The sequence below is a fragment of the Kribbella sp. NPDC051620 genome (assembly GCF_044453825.1).
Lineage (GTDB): Bacteria > Actinomycetota > Actinomycetes > Propionibacteriales > Kribbellaceae > Kribbella.
This window is the reverse complement of the sequence record NZ_JBITDB010000010.1, coordinates 207,832-229,281: the sequence shown is the minus strand read 5'-3', so window position 1 is coordinate 229,281 and position 21,450 is coordinate 207,832. Positions and strand designations below refer to the sequence as shown.

General features: G+C 68.3%; 18 protein-coding genes. 13 read left to right on the top strand and 5 right to left on the bottom strand.

Annotated elements, in window-relative coordinates:
• The first annotated feature begins 4 nt into the window (after positions 1-4).
• From ACIA12_RS39050 to ACIA12_RS38995, 12 genes are all read left to right on the top strand, one after another.
• Entirely contained in the window at positions 5-607 is a 603-nt protein-coding gene (locus tag ACIA12_RS39050) for a phasin family protein (protein WP_396372503.1), read from the top strand.
• A 988-nt stretch (positions 608-1,595) separates the two neighbouring features.
• Positions 1,596-1,736, top strand: a complete 141-nt coding sequence (locus ACIA12_RS39045) for a hypothetical protein (protein WP_396372502.1) — start codon at positions 1,596-1,598, stop codon at positions 1,734-1,736.
• Between the two features lie 16 nt (positions 1,737-1,752).
• Positions 1,753-2,568: a TlyA family RNA methyltransferase gene (locus tag ACIA12_RS39040; protein ID WP_396372501.1), complete on the top strand. Its 816-nt coding sequence runs from the start codon at positions 1,753-1,755 to the stop codon at positions 2,566-2,568.
• Between the two features lie 32 nt (positions 2,569-2,600).
• Positions 2,601-3,578 carry an NAD kinase gene (locus tag ACIA12_RS39035; RefSeq protein ID WP_396372500.1) on the top strand — a complete coding sequence of 326 codons (978 nt, stop codon included), beginning with the start codon at positions 2,601-2,603 and terminating at the stop codon, positions 3,576-3,578.
• A gap of 3 nt (positions 3,579-3,581) precedes the next feature.
• Positions 3,582-5,315 carry a DNA repair protein RecN gene (gene recN, locus ACIA12_RS39030; RefSeq protein WP_396372499.1) on the top strand — a complete coding sequence of 578 codons (1,734 nt, stop codon included), beginning with the start codon at positions 3,582-3,584 and terminating at the stop codon, positions 5,313-5,315.
• 74 nt (positions 5,316-5,389) lie between these two features.
• Positions 5,390-6,571 carry a putative cytokinetic ring protein SteA gene (gene steA / locus ACIA12_RS39025; RefSeq protein WP_396372498.1) on the top strand — a complete coding sequence of 394 codons (1,182 nt, stop codon included), beginning with the start codon at positions 5,390-5,392 and terminating at the stop codon, positions 6,569-6,571.
• Positions 6,568-7,515 carry a copper transporter gene (locus ACIA12_RS39020; protein WP_396372497.1) on the top strand — a complete coding sequence of 316 codons (948 nt, stop codon included), beginning with the start codon at positions 6,568-6,570 and terminating at the stop codon, positions 7,513-7,515. Before steA ends, ACIA12_RS39020 begins: the two co-directional genes overlap by 4 nt.
• Before the next feature lies 1 nt (position 7,516).
• On the top strand, positions 7,517-8,329 hold the full coding sequence (locus ACIA12_RS39015) for a hypothetical protein (protein WP_396372496.1): 813 nt from the start codon (positions 7,517-7,519) through the stop codon (positions 8,327-8,329).
• Positions 8,330-8,460: 131 nt separating this feature from the next.
• Positions 8,461-10,008, top strand: coding sequence for a murein biosynthesis integral membrane protein MurJ (gene murJ, locus ACIA12_RS39010; protein ID WP_396372495.1), 1,548 nt, complete (start codon positions 8,461-8,463; stop codon positions 10,006-10,008).
• On the top strand, positions 10,005-11,030 hold the full coding sequence (locus ACIA12_RS39005; protein ID WP_396372494.1) for a glycosyltransferase family 4 protein: 1,026 nt from the start codon (positions 10,005-10,007) through the stop codon (positions 11,028-11,030). The genes murJ and ACIA12_RS39005 overlap by 4 nt, the downstream gene beginning before the upstream one ends.
• 21 nt (positions 11,031-11,051) lie before the next feature.
• Entirely contained in the window at positions 11,052-12,785 is a 1,734-nt protein-coding gene (locus ACIA12_RS39000; RefSeq protein ID WP_396372493.1) for a CTP synthase, read from the top strand.
• Positions 12,782-13,441: an NUDIX domain-containing protein gene (locus ACIA12_RS38995; RefSeq protein ID WP_396372492.1), complete on the top strand. Its 660-nt coding sequence runs from the start codon at positions 12,782-12,784 to the stop codon at positions 13,439-13,441. Before ACIA12_RS39000 ends, ACIA12_RS38995 begins: the two co-directional genes overlap by 4 nt.
• Positions 13,442-13,450: 9 nt before the next feature.
• On the opposite strand, the gene ACIA12_RS38990 is transcribed toward ACIA12_RS38995, so the two are convergent.
• From ACIA12_RS38990 to ACIA12_RS38980, 3 genes are all read right to left on the bottom strand, one after another.
• Complete coding sequence (locus ACIA12_RS38990; RefSeq protein WP_396372491.1) at positions 13,451-14,053, bottom strand: hypothetical protein; 603 nt, start codon at positions 14,051-14,053, stop codon at positions 13,451-13,453.
• Between the two features lie 39 nt (positions 14,054-14,092).
• On the bottom strand, positions 14,093-15,031 hold the full coding sequence (locus ACIA12_RS38985) for a hypothetical protein (protein ID WP_396372490.1): 939 nt from the start codon (positions 15,029-15,031) through the stop codon (positions 14,093-14,095).
• Between the two features lie 147 nt (positions 15,032-15,178).
• Complete coding sequence (locus ACIA12_RS38980; protein ID WP_396372489.1) at positions 15,179-16,129, bottom strand: helix-turn-helix domain-containing protein; 951 nt, start codon at positions 16,127-16,129, stop codon at positions 15,179-15,181.
• A gap of 71 nt (positions 16,130-16,200) precedes the next feature.
• Here ACIA12_RS38980 and ACIA12_RS38975 point away from each other — a divergent pair, with 71 nt between their 5' ends.
• A complete protein-coding gene (locus ACIA12_RS38975) occupies positions 16,201-17,217 on the top strand; it encodes a saccharopine dehydrogenase family protein (RefSeq protein WP_396372488.1) in 1,017 nt (338 codons plus the stop codon).
• A 47-nt stretch (positions 17,218-17,264) separates the two neighbouring features.
• Here the strand turns inward: ACIA12_RS38975 and ACIA12_RS38970 are convergent, their stop codons facing one another.
• Complete coding sequence (locus ACIA12_RS38970; protein WP_396372487.1) at positions 17,265-18,023, bottom strand: peptidylprolyl isomerase; 759 nt, start codon at positions 18,021-18,023, stop codon at positions 17,265-17,267.
• Positions 18,024-18,051: 28 nt separating this feature from the next.
• On the bottom strand, positions 18,052-21,450 hold the full coding sequence (locus tag ACIA12_RS38965) for a GH92 family glycosyl hydrolase (protein WP_396372486.1): 3,399 nt from the start codon (positions 21,448-21,450) through the stop codon (positions 18,052-18,054).

The window sequence follows — 21,450 nt, the reverse complement described above, 5'->3', positions numbered from 1 at the left end:
TCAAGTGCGGAGGTTTCTCATGGTGATGGATGCATTGCGCGGCTACGTACAGCTGGCGAACGGTCTGACCGAGGTGACGAAGCAGCGTGCGCAGCAGGCCGCGAAGGCGCTGTTGCAGCAGACCGGCGCGGACGCGCTGACGGCCGGCGTGACCACCAAGGTGAGCGACCTGGCCGAGGAGATCGTTGCTACCAGCAAGAGCAATCGCCAGCTGCTGCAGGCGATCGTCGCCAACGAGGTCGAGGGCGCGGTCGCGCGGCTCGGGTTCGTACGGTCCGAAGAGGTCGCCGCGCTGACTCGGCGGGTCGACGGGCTGGAGCGCGAGCTGGCCGAGGCGAACGACGCGCTGGTTGCCGCTACTGCTGCTGCGTCGGCTCCTGCGCCCGCCTCGTCGGCGTCGACCTCCGCGTCCACCTCGGCGGCTGCTGGGGCTGGGCCGGCGGCGAAGAAGGCCGCGGTGAAGACGCCGCCGGTGAAGAAGACGGCGGGCTCGGCCAAGACGGCCGCGAAGACCGCTGCGGTCAAGCAGGCGGCGGTCAAGAAGGCGGCGGCGAAGAAGACGTCGGCGGCGAAGACGGCCAAGAAGGCCCCGGCGAAGAAGGCGTGACGTGACCGACCACCCCGGCGAGCAGTTCCCCCCGGCAGTCGACCCCGACGTCGAGCCCGGCTACGACGCCGAGCCCGAGGAGCAGTCCCACCCCGACTACGACGCCGAGAACGCACCGGAGTCACGCAGTACCTGGGTAAACCCAACGCTGCAGGGCCGCCCGCACACAGACCCCCTCCTAGCCGGCTTCACCGTCTACGGCGACCCAACCCCCGAGCCCGACCCGGACCCGGTGGAAGACACCGAGCAAGCCTTCGAGGCCTCGCTGGAGCAACCCACCCAGCACTCCTACGTGGACGACGGCCCAGAAGACTCATACGACCCGGAACCGGACGCGGTGTCTGAGGAGCCAGCTCCCCGCCCCGGGGTGCCGGGGCAAGGATTCCCCCGGCCTACTTCGCCCTTACCAGGGCAAGGGGCCACCGGGCCCGCCCTGCCTGTACCTGGGCAAGGGGCCGCCGCGCCTGCTTCGGCTGCGCCAGCAGTACCCGGTGCTGCTGCTTCGGTGCCGGCCGCCTCGCCTGCCCAGGCTTTCCCGCGACCGGCCACACCCTCACCTAACGAGGGTTACCCGCGACCGGCCGCGCCTTCGTCTGGCGTGACTTTGTCGGGGCCGGATGCGGTGTCTGAGCAGCCTGGTCCCCGTCCTGGGGTGCCTGGGCAAGGGTCGCCAGCAGCACGCGGTGCTGCTGAGTCGGTGCCGGCGCCCTCGCCTGGCGAGGGTTTCCCGCGACCGGCCGCGCCTTCGCCTGGCTCGGGTTTGTCGGGGCCGGATGCGGGGAGTGGGCAGCCTGGTCCCCGTCCGGGGGTGCCCGGGCAAGGGTTTGCTCGGCCTGCCTCGCCTGTACCTGGGCAAGGGTCCGACGGGCCTGCCTCGCCTGGGCCGGGGCAGCCTGGTCCTCGTCCGGGGGTGCCTGGGCAAGGGTTTCCTCGGTCTTCCGCGTCGGCGGCTGTAGTACAGGCGGCTGGGGAAGATGAGGTGCATCCGTTGGTTGAGGATGTGGTTGAGCGGTTGGAGGGGTTGGGGGAGTTGGCGGTGGGGGAGCATGCGGAGGTTTATGCGGAGCTGCATGAGCGGCTGCAGGCTGCTTTGGTGGAGGCGGACGCCGAGCATGGCGACCGGAGTTGAGTGACCGCGGGGACCGATGGCTAAAGGGGTGAAGCGCTCCCGGCTGGATGCTGAGCTGGTGCGGCGTGGGCTGGCTCGGTCGCGGGAGCAGGCCAGTGAGTTGGTGCTGGCGGGGAAGGTGAAGGTCGCGGGGACGGTGGCGACCAAGCCGGCGACCGGCGTTGGCGCGGACGCGGCGATCCTGGTCGACACGTCCGAGACGGATGACCCCGGGTATGCGAGTCGCGGCGCGCACAAGCTGGTCGGGGCGTTGGAGGCCTTCAGCGAGATACAGGTGAAGGATCGGCGGTGCCTCGACGCGGGTGCATCCACCGGCGGCTTCACCGACATACTGCTCAGGAACGGCGCGGCGAGCGTGATCGCCGTCGACGTCGGCTACGGGCAGCTCGTCTGGGCCCTGCAGACCGACGAGCGCGTCACCGTGATGGACCGCACCAACGTCCGCACGCTCACCCTCGAAGACATCGGCGGCGACCCGGTCGATCTGGTCGTCAGCGACCTCAGCTTCATCTCGCTCACGATCGTCATGCCTGCCCTGCTCGCCGTGGTCAAACCCGACGGCGATCTCGTACTGATGGTGAAGCCACAGTTCGAGGTCGGCAAGGAGCGCCTGGGCAAGGGCGGCGTGGTCCGCGACCCAGTACTACGCGCTGACGCGGTCCGTGGCGTGGCCCGGAAAGCGGCCGATCTCGGCTGGGGCGTGGCCGGTGTCGCGGCCAGTCCGTTGCCAGGTCCGTCAGGAAATGTCGAATACTTCCTGTGGATACGCCGTACAGCGCCGCCGCTCGATGAGACGATGCTCCGGACCGCTATCGAAAGCGGCCCGCAGTGACAACTGCGCCGAATGCTGAAGGGCAGGTCCCCGTGGTCGAGCCGGAGCCCCGGCGCGTGCTGTTGGTGACGCACACCGGTCGCGACCTGGCCGTGGAGGTGGCCCGCGAGGCGCACCGGTTGCTGACCGGTGCCGGCCTGGTGGTCCGGCTGCTGTCCGAAGAGTTCGAGGCGATGAAGCTCGACCCGGTCGAGATCGCCGAGGACGCGGAGAAGGCGGCCCAGGACGTCGAGCTGATCATCGTGCTCGGCGGCGACGGCTCGATCCTGCGCGGTGCCGAACTCGCCCGCCCGCACGGTACGCCGGTACTGGGCGTCAACCTCGGCCATGTCGGCTTCCTGGCCGAGGCCGAGCGCGACGACCTGGAGCGGATCGTCGACGTGGTGGTCGGTCGCACGTACACGGTCGAGGAGCGGATGACGCTCGCGGTCGACGTGTGGCACGACGACAAACTGATCTTCGACACCTGGGCGCTCAACGAGGCCAGCATCGAGAAGGCCGCCCGGGAGAAGATGCTCGAGGTGATGGTCGAGGTCGACGGCCGGCCGCTGTCGCGCTGGGGCTGTGACGGGGTCGTGGTCGCGACGCCGACCGGCAGTACGGCCTACGCGTTCTCGGCGGGCGGGCCGATCGTCTGGCCCGAGGTCGAGGCGATCCTGATGGTTCCGCTCAGCGCGCACGCGTTGTTCTCGAGGCCGATCGTGGTGGCGCCGACGTCGCAGCTGTCGATCGAGTTGATCGCCGCCTGGCACGGGCGCGGGGTGCTGTGGTGTGACGGCCGGCGGATGGTCGAGGTGCCGCCGGGCGCCCGGATCGTCGTCCGGCGGGGCAGGACCCCGGTCCGGCTGGCGAGGGCGCACGAGGCGTCCTTCACCGACCGGCTGGTGGCCAAGTTCGATCTACCGGTGCTCGGCTGGCGCGGACGCGCCGAGCGCGACCGCAACCCAGCCGCCGAGCTCGACAGCGCTGAAGACGCTGAGCTCGACAGCACTCCATCAGAGGAGAAGTAGCGCATGCTCTCGGAGATCCGCATCACGGGCTTGGGCGTGATCGAGGACGCCACGCTGGAGCTCGATCCGGGGTTCACCGCGGTCACCGGCGAGACCGGGGCCGGCAAGACGATGGTCGTGACGGGCGTCAACATGCTGCTCGGCGGCCGGGCCGACAGTGGGCTGGTCCGGCACGGCGTCCGCCGGGCCCGGGTCGAGGGCCGGGCGAGCAACGTCCCGAAGTCGATCGTGCAGCAGGCCGAGGATCGTGGCGGCGAGCTCGACGACGACGAGCTGCTGATCGCGCGCGAGCTGTCGTCGGAGGGTCGCTCGCGGGCGTTCCTCGGCGGCGCTTCGGTGCCGGTGTCGGTACTGGCCGAGGTGTCCGGCGATCTGGTCGCGATCCACGGACAGGCCGACCAGTGGCGGTTGCTGCAGCCGGCCCGGCAGCGCGAGACGCTCGACACCTTCGCGGGCAAGCCGGTTCTGGTTCCGCTGGGGGAGTACAGCACGGCGTACCGGCGGCATCGCGAGATCGAGACCGAGCTGACCGAGCTGACCACGCGGGAGCGTGACCGGCTGGCCGAGGCGGATCTGCTGCGATTCGGGCTGAACGAGATCGCCAAGGCCGAGCCGTTGCCGGGCGAGGATGTCGAGCTCGCGGCCGAGGAGGAGCGACTCGCGTACGCCGACGGCCTCCGTACCGCGGCCACGACCGCAGCCGAGGCCCTCGCCTCCGAGGACCTGGACTCCACCCGGCCGGCCGACGTACTCGGCCTGCTGGCTCTCGCGAAGCAGGCGCTGGACGGTGAGCGCGAACACGACGCGAAGCTGGCCGAATTGGCGGATCGCGCGAGCGAGCTCGGGTATCTCGCGGCCGACCTGGCCGGTGAGCTGTCGTCGTACGCGTCGGATGTGGACACCGATCCGGCCCGGCTCTCGGTGGTGAGCGAACGACGTTCGTTGCTAACGACGCTTGTTCGTAAGCACGGTGGCGAAGAGGGCACGGTCGACGAGGTACTTGAGTGGGCGAAGCGTGCCGCCGCACGGCTGGCGGAGTTGGACAACAGCGACGAGCGCGTCGGGCAGCTCACCGCCGAGCTGACCGAGCTGCGCGCCCAGCTGAAGGATCTCGGCGACCAGGTCAGTACTGCGCGCCGCGAGGCGGCGGCCCGGCTCGGCGTCGCCGTGTCGGAGGAGCTGAGCGGGCTGGCGATGCCGCACGCGACGCTGACCGTCGAGATCCACGAGACCGCGCCCGGGCCTTATGGCGCCGACGAGATCGAGTTCTGCTTCGCGGCGAACCCGGGAAGCCCGACGCGGCCGCTGCAGAAGGCCGCCTCGGGTGGTGAGTTGTCGCGGGTGATGCTGGCGCTCGAGGTGATCCTCTCGGACACGCATCCGGTCCCGACCCTGGTGTTCGACGAGATCGACGCCGGGATCGGCGGCCGGGCCGCGGTCGAGGTCGGCAAGCGGCTGGCGCGGCTGGCGGAGAAGGCCCAGGTCATCGTGGTGACCCACCTCCCGCAGGTGGCCGCCTTCGCGGATCGTCACGCTGTGGTGCTGAAGAGCGACGACGGATCCGTCACCACGAGTGGTCTGGTCGCCCTCGACGACGACGCCCGGCTGAAGGAGCTGTCCCGGATGATGGCCGGTCTGGAGCACTCCGACGCGGCCCAGGCCCACGCCGAAGAACTCCTCGCTCTAGCCGCCGAGCGGCACAAGAAGCCGAGGAAGAAATCTAATTCAAAAGGATGATTTAACGCACGGTCACCGGGCTACGGGTTTAAAAGGCGGGCGGAAGGCTCTTGACATGGCAGGATGAGTAAGCGATGAAACTGCCCAGCCTGCGTCGAGCACGCCCACCTGAACTGCCCGGGACCGCCGGGGTGGTCCGGCTGGATCGCCGTACCAAGAATCTCACCAAGCGGCTCAAGCCGGGCGAGATCGCGGTGATCGACCACGTCGACCTGGACCGGGTCAGCGCCGAGGCCCTGGTGGACTGCAAGGTCGCCGCCGTCGTCAACGTGGCCGACTCCATCTCCGGGCGCTACCCGAACCTCGGCCCCGAGATCCTGGTCGAGGCCGGCGTCCCGCTGGTCGACGGGATCGGCCGCGAGGTCTTCTCGGTCCTGCACGAGGGCGAGCGGGTCCGGCTGAACGACGGCATCCTGTACCGGGGTGAGGAAGTCGTCGCGAAGGGCGTGGTCCAGGACAGCGCATCCGTCGCCCAGTTGATGGACGACGCCCGCGCGGGCCTGTCGACCCAGCTCGAGGCGTTCACGGCGAACACCCTGGAGTACTTGCGCCAGGAGCGCGACCTGCTGCTGGACGGCATCGGCGTACCGGACGTGCACACGGCGATGGACGGCAAGCATGTGCTGATCGTGGTCCGGGGCTACGACTACCGCGAGGACCTGGTGGCCCTGCGGCCGTACATCCGGGAGTACCGGCCGGTCCTGATCGGTGTCGACGGCGGCGCGGACGCCCTGGTGGAGAACGGCTACGTCCCGGACCTGATCGTCGGCGACATGGACTCGGTCAAGGACGAGACGCTCAAGAGCGGCGCGGAGGTCGTCGTGCACGCGTACCGCAACGGGCACGCGCCGGGATCGGAGCGGCTGGAGCGGCTCGGGGTCGAGTCGATCGAGTTCCCGGCCACCGGGACCAGCGAGGACGTCGCGATGCTGCTGGCCGATTCCAAGGGTGCCTCGCTGATCGTCGCGGTCGGCACCCACAACTCGCTGGTGGAGTTCCTCGACAAGGGACGCTCCGGAATGGCGAGCACCTTCATCACCCGGCTGCGGGTAGGTGCGAAGCTGGTGGACGCCAAGGGCGTCGGCCGGCTCTACCGAAGCCGCGTTTCGACCCTGCAGGTGGTCGCGCTGGTCGCGGCCGGACTGTTCGCGCTCGGGGTGGCGATGGCCGCCATCGGCGCCGACGACGTGGTCTGGTCGATCCTGCGGGCGCGCTGGAACGACTTCGTCTACTGGATCCGGGAGCTGTTCACGTGATCGACTTTCGCTACCACATCGTCTCCATCGTGGCGATCTTCTTCGCCCTCGGCGCCGGTGTGGTGCTGGGCGCCGGACCGTTGAAGGGCACCGGCAGCGATCTGGTCCAGGCCCAGGCCGCCAAGGACCGCGACTCGCTGGCCGACGCGCGGGCCGAGCTGATCCAGGCGAAGGCCCTGGACAAGTACCGCGACGACTACGTGGCGAAGGTGACCGCGGGCCTGACCGTGGCCAAGCTGTCGGGCAAGCGGATCGTGCTGGTCACCATGCCCGACGCGGACAGCGACATGACGAACTCGATCCAGGACAAGATCGAGGAGGCCGGCGGCCAGGTCACCACCCGGGTCTCGCTGGACAGCAAGCTGTTCGACCCGGGACAGCGCCAGCTGGTCGAGCCGCTGGTCAACGACCTGGTCACCAGCGATCTGCAGTTCCCGACCGAGAGCAACACCTACCAGCGCGCCGGGATGATCCTGGCCCGCGGCGTGGCCGCCAAGGAAGAGGGCAAGACGGTCGACCCCGAGGCCCTCAAGATCATCAACGGGCTGAGCAGCGCGAAGCTGGTGTCGCTGAAGCCGACGCCGAAGGACCGCGGCAGCCTGATCGTCGTGGTGGCCGCCAAGCCGCCGACGCCGGCGCCGGACAACTCGACGTACAACGAGGCGGTGGACTTCGCCGAGGGGCTCGACTCCGCCAGCGCGGGTGTGGTGGTCGCCGGGATGCCCGAGTCCGCGCAGAACGGCGGCTTCCTGAAGGCGTTGCGGGGCAACGCCGACGCGACCAAGGGACTGTCGACAGTCGACGTCGCGAACCTGCCGAGCGGGCAGATGACGGTCGTCTTCGCGCTGGCCGAGCAGGCCGGCGGCAAGGCCGGGCAGTACGGCGGGATCGATGCGAAGAACGGCGTCGCGCCGTCGGCCGACCAGGTGAAGGGCAACAACTGAGATGGGATTGTTGGGTGCGGTGATCTCTGCTGCCGCCACGGCCGGGCTGGAGCGCGCGGCGGCGAAGCTGCCGAAGGAGAGCCGCGCGCCGTTCGAGCGGACCAACCACCGGGGCGAGACGGTCACGTTGCTGGAGGGCCCGATCGCCGTGCTCGGCGCGCTGGCCGGAGTTGCTGCCAGCCGCTCGGACGGTCGGGTGAAGGCTGCTGCTCTGCTGGCGGGCTCGGTCTCGGGTGCTGTCGGCGCGTACGACGATCTCGCCGGAGCGACCGAAACCAAGGGGTTCCGTGGCCATCTGACCGCCTTGCGTCGCGGTGAGGTCACCAGTGGGGCGGTGAAGATCCTCGGCGTCGGCGCGGCCGGTCTGGCCGCGGCCGCGTTGCTGCCTCGTCGGTCGAAGGGCTTCGGCGCGGTCGTCGAGACCGTTGCCGACGGCGCCTTGATCGCCGGTACTGCGAACCTCGCGAACCTTCTCGACCTCCGCCCCGGCCGGGCATTGAAGGGCATCGCCGCGGTCAGCGCACCCGTCGCCCTCGTGGCCGGTGGACCTGCTGGTGCGGTCGTCGGAGCTGCAGTTGCTTCCGCGCCGTCAGATCTCGGAGAGCGCTCGATGCTCGGTGACTGCGGGGCCAACGGGCTCGGCGCGATCACCGGTACTGCGCTCGCGTCCGCCCTGCCGCGTCCGCTGAAGGTGCTCGCGCTGGGCGCGGTCGTCGCGCTCAACCTGGCCAGCGAGAAGGTCAGCTTCACCAAGGTGATCGCGAACACCCCCGTCCTCGACAAGATCGACCAGTGGGGCCGACGCCCCCGGTGAGCGAGGGCGGAACGAGTCGCCCGGCTGAGCCTGCTGGCTCGGGTGGCGCGAGTCGCCCGGCTGAGCCTGCTGGCGCGAGTCGCCCAGGTGCGCGGATTGCCCAGGCCGCGTTGTTGGTTGCCGGAGTCACGGTGCTTGCCCGCGTGGTCGGGTTCGGGCGGTGGCTGGTGTTCTCCAAGACCGTTGGTGCAGGATGCCTCGCCGATGCGTATGCGACGGCCAACCAGCTACCGAATGTCGTCTTCGAGATCGTCGTCGGCGGCGCACTCGCGGGTGCTGTCATTCCCGTACTCGCCGGGCCGGTCGCCAGAGGTGATCGGGCTGCCCAAGGGCGGATCATCGGTGCGCTGCTGACCTGGTCGCTCGTGCTGCTGACGCCTTTCGCCTTGCTGGCTTGGCTTTTCGCCTCGCGCTACACGTCCGCGATGCTCGACGCCGGCCCCGAGTGCGGTGGTTCTGGCGACACCGCCACTCGCATGCTGTTGATCTTCGTCCCGCAGGTCTTCGGCTACGCGATCACTGTCGTCGCAACGGCGGTTCTCCAATCCCACAAGCGTTTTGCCGCAGGTGCTGTAGCCCCACTCATCTCCAGCCTCGTGGTGGTCGCCACCTACTTCGTCTTCGCCGCCATGGCTCCCACTGCAGACAAGGCATCGCAGGGCGCAGCCGACTTGCTTGCCTGGGGCACCACTGCCGGCGTCCTCGCGCTAGCGCTCACTGTCCTGATCCCGATGCTCTTCCTGCGCCTGCCGATCAAACCCACCCTGCGCTTGGACCCGGGCGTGGGCCCGGTACTACGCAAGCTCGCCGCCGCAGGTCTTGCCGTGCTGGTCGCCCAGCAACTGGCCTTCGTCGTCACGACCTACCTGGCCAACCACCGAGGCGCAGCCGGAAGCATTGCCGTCTACACCTGGGCCAACGCGGTCTACCTGCTGCCCTACGCAGTACTGGCCGTGCCGATCACCACTGCGGTCTTCCCACGACTGGCGGCTGCCTACGAGTCAGGCTCAGCGTTGTTTGATCTCTACGCCGCCACGTCGACCAGAGCCGTCATGCTCGCCGGGGGAGCTGGTGCCGCGCTGCTGGTCGGTACTGCGGTCCCGGTCGCGCGCATCTTCGCCTACAACGACGGACGGGTGCAGGAGACCCAGGCCACCTCACTAGGTGCAGGACTCGTTGCCTTCGCTCCGGCGATCATCGGCTTCGCAGTGCTGATGCATGTCGGCCGGGTGCTCTATGCGCGTCACGCTGGACGCCAGGTCGCGGTAGTGACCGGGGGAGCCTGGCTGGTCGTTGCTGTCGCCGGGATCCTGCTCACGCTGCAGTGGGACGGCTCTGAGGCCGTAGGAGCACTAGCGGCCGCTATGTCGATCGGCATGGTCGTAGGAGCGGTCGTACTGCTCGTGGTCTTGCGGCGGCTGGCGGGACCTGGTGTGCTCGGTGGGCTGCCCCGCGCAACGCTTGCCGCGCTCGTCGGCGCGGTACTGGCCGGTGCCGCCGGGTGGTTCGTCGCGCTGCCGGCTGACGACGGTGGTTGGGGCAGTGCGCTGGTGTTCTCGATACTCTCCGGCCTGGCTGTGGTGATCGTGTACGCCGCGGTCGCGGTTGTCCTGGATCGTCCGGACACCCGAGCGCTGCTGCGCCGGGGCGTGCCAACCGTTGTGGAGGAGACGTCATGAGGATCGGCCTGCTGCTGGCGGAGTCCCGGGGTGGGATCGGGCAGCACGTCGCTTCACTGGTGCCGCGCTTCCTCGAGGCCGGCCATGACGTTGTCGTCTGCGCCCCACCCGGTACTACCGAACACTTCGACTTCGGCGACGCGACTGTCGTAGTACAGGCCGCTGGGCTGCGTGGCTGCGATGTGATCCACGCCCACGGCTACCGGGCTGGTACTGCGGCCCTGCGCGACCGGGCGAATCTCCGGCCGCTCGTGGTGACGTGGCACAACGCCATCCTGACTACCGGGCCGCGCGGCCTCGTCATGCGGCTCGGACAGCGACTAGTTGCTCGGGGAGCCGACCTGACTCTAGGAGCGTCTAGCGACCTGGTGGAGCTTGCCAAGTCGCTGGGCGCCCGGAAGGTGGAGCTGGCGCCGGTAGCGGCTCCGGCGCTGCCAGAGGTCCGTACGCCGGCTGCCGAGGTCCGCGAGTCTCTCGGGCTGGGGGACGGGCCGCTGGTGCTATCGGTGGGACGACTGGCTCCGCAGAAGGACTATCCGACGCTGTTGTCGGTGGCGGCTGCGGTGGCGTCTGAGCGCCCAGACGTTGTTTTCGCGGTGGTGGGGGACGGGCCGCTCAAGGAGAACCTGCAGGCGCGGATCGACGCCGAGGGGCTCCCGGTGCGGCTGCTCGGGCACCGTAGCGACGTGGCTGACCTGTTGGGGGCGGCGGACGTGTTCCTGCTGACCTCGCACTGGGAGGCGCGGGCGCTGGTGCTCCAGGAGGCCGTCCAGGCGGGCGTACCGGTGGTGGCGACGGCGGTGGGCGGCGTACCGGAGTTGGTGGGGGACAGCGCGGTACTGGCTGCTCCGGGGGACGCGGCGGCGCTTGCGGCCGGAGTACAGGAAGTTTTTTCTGATCCGGACAAGGCGGCCGCTATGCGGACAGATGGCCTGAAACTGGCCGCGGAGTGGCCGGACGAAGACCAGGTCGCAAAGAATCTGCTCGACATCTACGCGGGTCTCGTCGCGACCACCGGCTGACACGAGGTAGCCTTAAAGCCCGTGGACAGAGCTTCGTTCGGGCAGCAGACCAAGCACGTATTCGTCACCGGTGGCGTCGCCTCCAGTCTCGGCAAGGGGCTGACAGCGTCAAGCCTCGGCAGCCTGCTGACGGCACGGGGCATCCGGGTGACCATGCAGAAGCTGGATCCCTATCTCAATGTGGATCCCGGCACGATGAACCCGTTCCAGCACGGCGAGGTGTTCGTCACCAACGACGGCGCCGAGACCGACCTGGACATCGGGCACTACGAGCGGTTCCTCGACCGGGACCTGTCCCAGGTCGCCAACGTCACCACCGGCCAGGTCTACTCGTCGGTGATCGCGAAGGAACGCCGCGGCGAGTACCTGGGCGACACCGTCCAGGTGATCCCGCACATCACCAACGAGATCAAGGAACGGATGCTGGCGATGGCCGGCGCCGATGTGGACGTGGTGCTGCACGAGATCGGCGGCACCGTCGGCGACATCGAGTCGCTGCCGTTCCTCGAGGCCGCACGCCAGGTCCGGCACGACGTCGGCCGTGACAACGTGTTCTTCCTGCACATCTCGCTGGTGCCCTACATGGCGCCGGCCGGCGAGCTGAAGACCAAGCCGACCCAGCACTCGGTCGCGGCGCTGCGCTCGATCGGTATCCAGCCGGACGCGATCGTCTGCCGGGCCGACCGGCCGATCCCGGACAGCGTCAAGCGCAAGATCTCGCTGATGTGCGACGTCGACGTCGAGGCCGTGGTGGCCGCGGCGGATGCGCCGAGCATCTACGACATCCCCAAGGTGCTGCACTCCGAGGGGCTGGACGCGTTCGTCGTCCGCCGCCTCAACCTGCCGTTCCGCGACGTCGACTGGACCCGCTGGGACGAGCTGCTGAAGGTCGTGCACAACCCCGCCGACCAGGTCACGGTCGCGTTGGTCGGCAAGTACATCGACCTTCCCGACGCGTACCTGTCGGTCGCCGAGGCGCTGCGGGCCGGCGGTTTCGACAACGACGCCAAGGTCAACCTGCGCTGGGTCCCCTCCGACGAGTGCGCCACTCCCGAGGGTGCCGCGCGGCTGCTCGGTGACGTGGACGCGGTCTGTATCCCGGGTGGTTTCGGCGTCCGGGGGATCGAGGGCAAGATCGGCGCGATCCGGTATGCCCGCGAGCATGGCGTACCGATCCTCGGGCTCTGCCTCGGCCTGCAGTGCATGGTGATCGAGGTGGCCCGCGACCTGGCCGGCCTGACCGAGGCGAACTCGACGGAGTTCGACCCCGACGCGGAGCAGCCGGTCATCGCGACGATGGAGGAGCAGAAGCACATCGTCGCCGGCACCGGCGATCTGGGCGGCACGATGCGGCTCGGCCTCTACCCGGCGAACCTGTCCGAGGGTTCGATCGTCCGCGGTCTGTACGGCGCTCCGTCGATCCAGGAGCGGCACCGGCACCGCTACGAGGTAAACAACGCTTACCGCGACAAGCTCGAGACCGCCGGGCTGGTCTTCAGTGGCCTGTCGCCTGACCACGAGCTGGTCGAGTTCATCGAGCTGGACCGGGCGAAGCACCCGTACTTCGTCGCCACCCAGGCCCACCCCGAACTCCGCTCCCGCCCCACCAAGCCCCACCCCCTCTTCTCCGGCCTGATCTCCGCAGCCCTCGTCCGCCAACGCGAATCCCGCCTCCCGGTCGAGGACCTGACCAATAAGGCCACCCCCAAGTCCAAAGCCACCAAGCCCGCAGTTGTAGAGACGGCCAAGGCGTGACCGACCACCCTGTACTCCGCTTCGGCGCGGGCCTCGCGGACAGCCGCGAGGCCTGGCCGGTGGCGTCCTCGGAGACTGTCCACACCACCGGGCGGGTGATCTCCGTCCGCCAGGACGAGGTGACCCCGCCGGCGGGCGGCGACTCCTTCGTCCGCGACGTCGTGGTGCACCCGGGTGCGGTCGGCGTCGTCGCCCTGGATCCGCAGAACCGGATGCTGCTGGTTCGGCAGTACCGGCATCCGGTCGGCTACCGCCTGCTCGAACCACCCGCCGGCCTGCTCGACGTGACCGGCGAGGACTACCACCTCGGCGCGCAACGCGAACTCTGGGAGGAAACCGCCACCAAGGCCGCCGAGTGGCGAGTCCTGGTCGACGCCTTCACCTCACCCGGCATGACCACCGAGGCCGCCCGCATCTTCCTGGCCCGCGACCTGTCCGCCGCCGACGAGGCATACACCAGAATCCACGAAGAAGCCGACATGGAAACGGTCCTGGCCCCCCTGGTCGACGTAGTAGCCGCAGTCCTGGCCGGCGACCTCCACAACCCCATGCTCATCATGGGCGCCCTAGCCGCCTGGTCAGCCCTCAACGGCCCCGGCTTCGAAACCCTCCGCCCAGCCAACGCCCCCTGGCCCGCCAAGGACGCTCAGAAGTAACCCGCGGAATCAGAGGGACTCTTGAAGGCCGTCGAACCGGCCCTCGAAGTCCACATGGCGCCGAGACGATCCGCCGACCGGGTACGAGGTGCTCCAGGTCCGCTTCCGTGGGCCCTCGACCAGGAGCGTCTTGGTGCCCGGCAGGATGTCTGCCAGGGAATGCACTGTCTCGTGATCGAGCGACAGCAGATCGCCGACCGCAAGCGAATTCTTGGACCTGAGATACGCGACCTCTTCGGACACGTCGTGCTCTTGGTTGGTGAATCCGCCGCGCAACACCCGGGAGCACAGGTCGTACCGATGGTTGTGCGGTACTTCGGCGTATCCGAAACCTCGCTCGTCCGACGGCTTGTAGTCGTGCAGCCACAAGGTGAAGCCGGCCGGATCGCGGTGCAACAGCCATTTGTAGTGCGTGGCGGTGACATGGGAACGCCACTCCATGTCCGCGCGTTCCGGCGCACTCCAGCCACGCATGTGGCTCTTGATCAGTTCCCGCGGGTCGGTCAGGCCGTCGAGGATGATCTCGACCTGGGATCGCCACGTTTCGGCGGTGGCGTCGAACTGGGCGAGGGCGGCGATCATTTCCTCGAGGCCTGGGGTGTTTCGATTCATCTCTGATGCTTCTCCGATTGATTCCGCGGCGACGTAATCCTAGGACAGATTCTGGCGCGCATCGTCGATTCTGCCGCGTAGCTCCTCGATGGAATCGAGCCAGCCCTTGGACCGGAGATGCTTGTGCAGAACCTGGGCGCCGGTCGCCGGAGTCAGTTTCAGGACGCCGGTCCGGCCGAGGATCGAGAACTCGCGATCGAACTCCAGAACCCACAGTTGAGCCGGCATCGACTGGTGGTCGTAGCGAAGAACCTCCGGATACCTGAATCCGTCCGGGCGGTTGCGCAGGTACGGGCTGACGAACACGCTCTGGCCGCTGACGATCTCCACCCGGATGTCGGTGGGCCGCGGCGCATAGACGATGCAGATCTCCTCGTAGTGGGTCCGGGCCAGGAACAAGCCGATCAGGCTGTCCCGCATGTCCCCGCGGACGATCTTCTCCAGGGCCTCGTCGGTGCTGTTCTTGTACCGGGCCGGATCGGTGTGCCTCTTCTCCTCGACGCGAACGCGCATCACGTCCTCGATCGTCGAGTCCTCGATGATGATTCGCACATAACGCAGGCGGTTGGGCGGTGTCTGGTTCAGCCGATTGGCGAGATGTTTTCCGCTCTGCCCGCGGAAGTCGTAGCGAACGGCGCTGGCGAGCGCGGTGTCGATGTGCTTGTTGAATATCGGATTCGGCGCCGAGCCGGGTGGGAATATCTCCAGCGGCCAGTGCGCGCTGTGCAGTTCGGCGACCTGCTTCGCCGATTCGATGCCCGATCTCTCGACGGTTTCGCTGATCAGCGAAACCAGCGCCCCGTTGGCCCAGAACTGGTAGAGGATCGAGAACAGCGCGGCGGCCACGATGGAGTACGCGACCGCGTCGATCGGCTCGGCAAGGCTCTTGGGTACCGGAACACCGGCCATCACGATCCCCAGCAGCAGGCAGATCAGGGACGTGTAGCCGGCCGGGTCCTTGGCGATCTTCTTGGCCATACCTCCGGCTCTGGATCGCCACGATTCAGGCTTGTCCAGTGTTGTTGTTTCGGCCCCCACCATCAATTCCCCCTGCCACGGCACCCAGCCCAAGAGGCCATCGTCGTGCGGGTGCCGAATGAAGGCAAGGCGGCACGGCGCGTCTGTTCAGTTATGGGAATTGGTTTGGAAGGTGCGGCGGTAGGTGTCGGGTGGGACTCCTACCAGGCGTTTGAATTGGCGGCGGAGGGTTGTGGCGGTGCCCATGCCGGTGGCGGTGGCTACGGTGTCGATGCTGTGGGTGGTGGATTCGAGGAGTTGCTGGGCTCGGCGGACTCGTTGGGTGAGGAGCCATTGGAGTGGGGTTTGGCCGGTGACTGCTTGGAACTGGCGGGCCAGGTTGCGGGTGCTCATGTTGGCTTGTTTGGCCAGGTCTGTGACGGCTAGGGGCTGGTCCAGGCGTTGCTGGGCCCAGGCGAGTACGCCGGCCAGGTGGTGGTCGCCGGACGGTTGCATGGGGGTGGCGACGAACTGCGCTTGGCCGCCGGGGCGGTGGGGTGGCATGACCAGGCGGCGGGCGACTGTGTTGGCGATGATGGCGCCGTGGTCCAGGTGGATCAGGTGGATGCAGAGGTCGACTGCGGCTGCCTTGCCTGCTGCGGTGAGGACGCTGCCGTTGTCGGTGTAGAGCACGTCTGGGTCGACAGTGGCCTCGGGGTGGCGAGCAGTGAGCTCTGCTGTATGCGCCCAGTGGGTAGTGGCGCGTCGGCCGTCCAGTAGACCGGCAGCGCCGAGCGCGAACGCTCCGGTGCACAGGGACGCGATCCGGGCACCGGCGTCGTGGGCTGCGCGGATGGCGTCGACCAGCTCGGCTGGTGGCGGTACGTCGACGTCTGCGCAGGCCGGCACCAGCACAGTGTCAGCGGTGGCCAGTCGCTCCAGCCCGTACTCCGGGGCGAGCGTGAACGGCCCGATGTCGACAGGGCTGGGGCCGCAGAGCAGTACGTCGTACCAGTGCTCGCGTGGCAGCTCCTCGGGTGGCGTCCGGAAGATCTCGTAGGCCACTGCGAGCTCGAAATGCAGCAGCTGCCCGGCCGTCGCGATCGCGATCGTGTGCATGTCCGAAAGTGTACGCATGATGTCGTTTCGGACTCTCACCCAAAGTGTTCGGCGGAGGTGAGAGTAGAGACATGCAGAACACAGTGGTTGTCTACGGCGCGACCGGGCACACCGGCCGCTTCATCGTCGCGGAGCTGGTCCAGCGCGGCTTCGTCCCGATCCTCTCCGGACGTGACGCCGGGCGGCTCGAAGTACTGGCCAAGGAGTACGACGGACTGGACGTGCGCCCGGCGACGGCGGATGACCCGGAGTCGCTGGATCGGGCGCTGGCGGGGGCCGCGGCAGTCATCAACGCGGCCGGACCCTTCGCGGTGACAGCCGGGCCAGTGGTCGAGGCCGCGTTGCGGGCAGGCATCCCGTACGTCGATGTCGCGGCCGAGATCGAGGCGAACGCGGACATGTTCGCCAACTACTCCGAGCAGGCTCGGCAGGCGGGTGTGGCGGTGGTACCGGCGATGGCCTTCTACGGCGGCCTCGGCGACCTGCTTGTGTCGGCAGCCATGGGCGACTGGACCACCGCTGACGAAGCCCACATCGCCTACGGCCTCACCAGTTGGCACCCCACCCCCGGCACCCGCAGCGCAGGCGCGGTATCCCACGACCGCCGCGCCGGCCGCCGAGTCCGCTTCAGCGACGGCCAACTCCAGTACCACGATGACCAGCCGGTCCAGGAGGCCTGGAACTTCCCAGAGCCGCTAGGCCCGCGCCAGGTGATCGCCGAGTTCACCATGGCCGACGTAGTAACGGTCCCCAGCCACCTACCGATCCCAGAAGTCCGCACCTACATGTCGGTAGAGGCAGCGAAGGACCTGTCCGACGAAGACACGCCAGAACCCGTACCAGCCGACGCCCAGGGCCGCTCGGACCAGACCTTCGTAGTGGACGTACTGGTCCGCGGGGGTGACACCGAGCGACGCCTGACGGCCACTGGGCAAGACATCTACGCCGTCACCGCACCCCTGGCAGTAGAAGCAGTCCACCGCATCCTGACCGGCCACACCCGCACCACCGGCGTCGCCTCAGCCGGCACGATCTTCCACCCCGAGGACTTCCTCCAGGCGCTCGCGCCCACCCTGTCGGTCAAATAGAACGCGGCCGCCGGGAAGAGCCCGGCGGCCGCGTTCGGTAGTTGCTGTCAGAAGCTCAGGCGCAGGGCTCGCAGGATGTTGGTTTTGCGGTTGGGGGTGCCGTCTACTGGGGCTGGGTCTTCCGGGGTGGGCTTGACGCCGGCGGCGGCTACTCGGTCGAGGGCCTTGAGACCTAGGCGGTCTACTGAGCCGAAGACCGTGTAGTCGGGGCGCAGGCGGGAGTCGGCGAAGACCAGGAAGAACTGGCTGCCGTTGGTGTTCGGGCCGGCGTTGGCCATCGCCAGGGTGCCGCGGGCGTAGACCTTGCGGGTGCCGGTGGTGTCGCCCGGCCAGGGCGGTAGGTCGGTCGGGAGCTCGTCCTTGTACGAGTAACCGGGGCCGCGCTCACCGGTGCCGGTGGGGTCGCCGCACTGGAGCACCTTGAGGGTGTCGTACAGGGTGAGGCGGTGGCAGGTGGTGAAGTCGTAGAAGCGGCTCTTGGCCAGGTGCAAGAAGCTCTGGACCGTACAGGGTGCCTTGGCCCGGTCCAGCGACAGCAGCATCGGGCCCTGATTGGTGGCCAGCAGCACCTTGACGATGCCCTTGGCCGGTGTGGGAGTCGGGTCCGGCGGCAGCGAGACCGGTCGCGGCGACGGGTCGTCCGGCGTCGCCGTGTACCCGCAAGGACCGCTGGTGGTCGTCGCGGGAGCGGCGGCTGGGGCCTGGGCCTCGGTAGCCGCTGCGGGCTGCGCGAGCGCAGTACCGGCCGGTGCTACCAGGCCGGCGACGGTCAGCGCCGCGCAAGCCATGATTCTGGTGGCTCTCATCGATCGTTCTCCTTCAGGGCGTTCGGGATCAGCCGGTGGCCAGCGTGAAGATCCGCAGGTCGCGGTTCTTCGGCAGCGTCACGCTAACCGGTGTCTTGCCTGCCGGGAAGGTGAACGGCGCGGTGGCGAAGATGTGCGTGGTCACGTTGTCCTTGCCGCCGCCTGCCTCGTTGCGGTACGGCGTGGTGGCGACGATCAGGTTGCCGTAGTGGATCGTGTCGCCGCCGCCGCCGAGAGTCCAGTCGCTGAACGACAGGTCGATCGGTGCGCTGCTGCCGTCGGAGTAGGTGAGAGTGGCGGTCGTCTGCTGGTTGCCGTTCACCGCGCTGCCGACGAAGGACAGCGTGGTAGCGCCCGCGGGGACACTCAGGTTGAGCAGTTGCCCATCAGCAGGCACGTTGTCGGGATCACCAGGGGCTACTCCGGGCCAGGTGAACGTCAGGCCCTGCTTGGTGACAGTGGCGCCCGGGACGAGTCCGGCCGCGGCAAGAGCCTGGCGGGAGTAGCTGACGCCACCACCGTCGTAGTCGGCCTCGTTGTGGTCGCCAGCGTCATCGGAGACCGCTACACCTTCCCGGAGTACGGAGAAGGAGTTCGGCTGCCCAACGACGACGGTGAAGCCCAGCCGGGGCAGGGCCGTGCCGTCTGCTGCTTGAAGGGCCACAGTGACCGAGTAGCGGCCGTCCGGAGTACCAGGGGCTGCTGAGATGGTCACTGGGGCACTACCTACGCCGCTGGCCGGGTCCACAGTGAAGGTGCCACTTGCAGGTGAAGCGGTGAGCCCGGCCGGCGTTGTCACCGTGTACTTGACGCTGGTCGCATTGCCGTTCAGTCGGTGGGCAGTGATGGCTACTGGGCCACTGGTGGATCCAGGAGCGACCACTACCCGGCTGGTGTCGGTAGAGGTCTGGAACGGGATCTCACCAGTACGCCATGAGCGCGGGGCGTCCTTGGCGGCGCTACCCCACACGATGTTGGGCGTAGTACCGAGGTGGAAGTCGAGTGTGCCGCCGTGCTTGACGAAGTCCTCGTCCAGCCACGCCTTGCTCGAGTTCTGGCCGTTCACGCTCAGGCTCTGGACGTACTGCGCCGGCGCCTCGGGTGCGGTGATCTCGATCGACTTGCCGTGGTCGCGGTGGATGATCGCGTGCGTGAACGTCGGTGCGCCCACCTGCAGGTCCGCGCGGCTCGGTACGTCGGGGTAGAGGCCGAGCGCCGTCCATACGTACCAGGACGACATGGCGCCGAGGTCGTCGTTGCCGGGGATGCCGCCGGTGGTGGTGTTCCACAACTGGGTCATCGCCTGCCGCAGCGTCTCCTGCGTCTTGTACGGCTGTCCTGTGTAGTTGTAGATCCAGGGCGTGTTGATCGACGGCTCGTTGTCCATCTCGGCGTGCAGGTCGCCCGAGTGGGTCAGGGCCCAGTTGCCGTTCGGATCCTTGAAGAACGCGTCCAGGCGCTGGCTGGCCTTGGCCTGCCCGCCCATCGCGTCGAACAGCCCGGCGCGGTTGTGCGGGATCATCCACGTGTACTGCGCGCTGCTGCCCTCGGCGAACCCGTCACCCGTCGCCGGCTCGAAGCCCGGCCAGGCGCCGTTCTCGTCGCGGTTCTGGATGTAGCCGCCGTTCTCCGGGTTGAACACGTTCTGCCAGTACTGCGACCGTTTGAGGAACTTGTCGTATGTCTTGCTGTCATTGGTCTTCAGCGCCAGCTGCGCGATCGCGAAGTCAGCAGTGGTGTCCTCGAGCGTCTCGACGGCGCCACCCCAGGCGTTCGACTTGGTGGGGATGTAGTGCAGGGCCAGGTACTTGTCGAGCGACGGGCGCTGGCCGATCGACATCACCGGCTTGCCTGCGGAGCTGAGATCCTTGGCGGTCGGTACGGTCGCAGCCTTCACCAGCGACTTCAGGGCGTCGCGGGCGTCGAAGTTGGTACCACCGAAGGCGTAGATGCCGGCCACTGCCGGAGCGGCCGGGTCACCTGTCATTACCGAAGTACTGCCGGAGGCGTGCGTCCAGCGGTCCCAGATGCCACCGTTCTGGTCGGCCTGGTTGAGCAGCGACTGGGCGATGTCCCCGGCCTTGCGCGGCTCGATGAGAGTCAGCAGTTGTACCTGCGACCGGTAGACGTCCCAGCCGGAGAAGGTCGCGTACTGCGCTTCCTGTACTCCCTTGACCCGGTGCTTCTGCTGGTCGAAGCCCCAGTACTCGCCGTTGACGTCGCTGAACAGGTTCGGGTGCAGCAGTGCGTGGTACAGCGCGGTGTAGAAGGTAGTGCGCGCCGCTGGGGTTCCGCCGTCGACCTGGATCTTGTTGAGCTGGTCGCGCCAGGCCTGCTTCGCCTGAGCCGCAGTGACCTCCAGGGACGTGCCGGTCGGGTTCTCCGCAGTCAGGTTGGCCTGCGCGTTCTCCTTGCTCACGTAGGAGATGCCGATGCGCATGTTGACCGTCTTGGCGTCGAAGCCGACGTACCCGCCGGAGCCCTTGTTGGCGGGCATCCAGCCGTCCGGCCCGTACGTCGTACCGCCCTGGGCGCTCGTGCTGCCCGGGCTGACCGTGGTGTCCTTCCAGGTGCCCGTCTTGGCGAAGGGCTGGTCGAACTGGGCTACGAAGTGCAGCGTGTAGTAGCTGCGCCGTCCGACCGAGGCCAGGTAGCCGCAGAAGTTGCCGGCGGTCACCGAGCCGGTGATGGTCCGGGTGGCCGGGTCGATCGAGATCTGGGCGTCACTGCTGCCTACCTCGGAGTTGGAGGTCCGGAAGAGCAGCGACGCGGCCTTGTCGGCCGGGAAGGTGAACTTGGCCGAGCCTGTGCGCGGTGTCGCCGCCAGCTCGGTGGTGACGCCGGAGTCGAGCCCGACCTTGTAGTAGCCGGGCTTGGCGACTTCATTGGCGTGGGAGAACGTGCTGGCGTAGGTGGCGTCCGTCGGGTCCGCCTGGGGGGAGGTGGTGACCTCACCGGCGTACGGGAAGATCGGGATGTCGCCGGAGCCGCCGGCGCACCCAGTACCCGACATGTGGGTCAGGCTGAAGCCGCGGATCTTCGTGGCGGAGTACAGGTAACCACCGGGCGCTGCTGTGCGGTATGCGTTGCCCCTGGTCGTCTCCGGGCTGAAGGAGAACATCCCCTGCGGAGTCACTGCACCAGGGAAGACGTTGCCCGCGTTGGTCGTGCCGATGAGCGGGTCAACGTGGTCTGTCGGGTCCACGGAACTGGTGGTGATCCGCGACGTCCCGGTGGCCTGGAGCGCGCGCTGACCGGGTGGAGTGGTGTCCGGCGTGGCAGTGGTCGGTTGAGGCGACTTGCCGGAGCCTGGACTTGGTGGTGCCGGACTGGGCCCGGCGAGTGCTGAGGTTGTCAGCGAGACGGCTGCGATCAAAGACCCAGCCAGTACTACGGACGCGCGGCGGCGCAGGGCGGACTTGTTCAA

What these genes read in the sequence shown, in the direction of transcription:
- ACIA12_RS38985 (WP_396372490.1), bottom strand. Translation starts at nt 15,031, where the DNA reads ATGGCCAAGAAGATCGCCAAGGACCCGGCCGGCTACACGTCCCTGATC.
- ACIA12_RS38990 (WP_396372491.1), bottom strand. Translation starts at nt 14,053, where the DNA reads ATGAATCGAAACACCCCAGGCCTCGAGGAAATGATCGCCGCCCTCGCC.
- recN (WP_396372499.1), top strand. Translation starts at nt 3,582, where the DNA reads ATGCTCTCGGAGATCCGCATCACGGGCTTGGGCGTGATCGAGGACGCC.
- ACIA12_RS38975 (WP_396372488.1), top strand. Translation starts at nt 16,201, where the DNA reads ATGCAGAACACAGTGGTTGTCTACGGCGCGACCGGGCACACCGGCCGC.
- ACIA12_RS39005 (WP_396372494.1), top strand. Translation starts at nt 10,005, where the DNA reads ATGAGGATCGGCCTGCTGCTGGCGGAGTCCCGGGGTGGGATCGGGCAG.
- ACIA12_RS38980 (WP_396372489.1), bottom strand. Translation starts at nt 16,129, where the DNA reads ATGCACACGATCGCGATCGCGACGGCCGGGCAGCTGCTGCATTTCGAG.
- ACIA12_RS38970 (WP_396372487.1), bottom strand. Translation starts at nt 18,023, where the DNA reads ATGAGAGCCACCAGAATCATGGCTTGCGCGGCGCTGACCGTCGCCGGC.
- ACIA12_RS39015 (WP_396372496.1), top strand. Translation starts at nt 7,517, where the DNA reads ATGGGATTGTTGGGTGCGGTGATCTCTGCTGCCGCCACGGCCGGGCTG.
- steA (WP_396372498.1), top strand. Translation starts at nt 5,390, where the DNA reads ATGAAACTGCCCAGCCTGCGTCGAGCACGCCCACCTGAACTGCCCGGG.
- ACIA12_RS39040 (WP_396372501.1), top strand. Translation starts at nt 1,753, where the DNA reads ATGGCTAAAGGGGTGAAGCGCTCCCGGCTGGATGCTGAGCTGGTGCGG.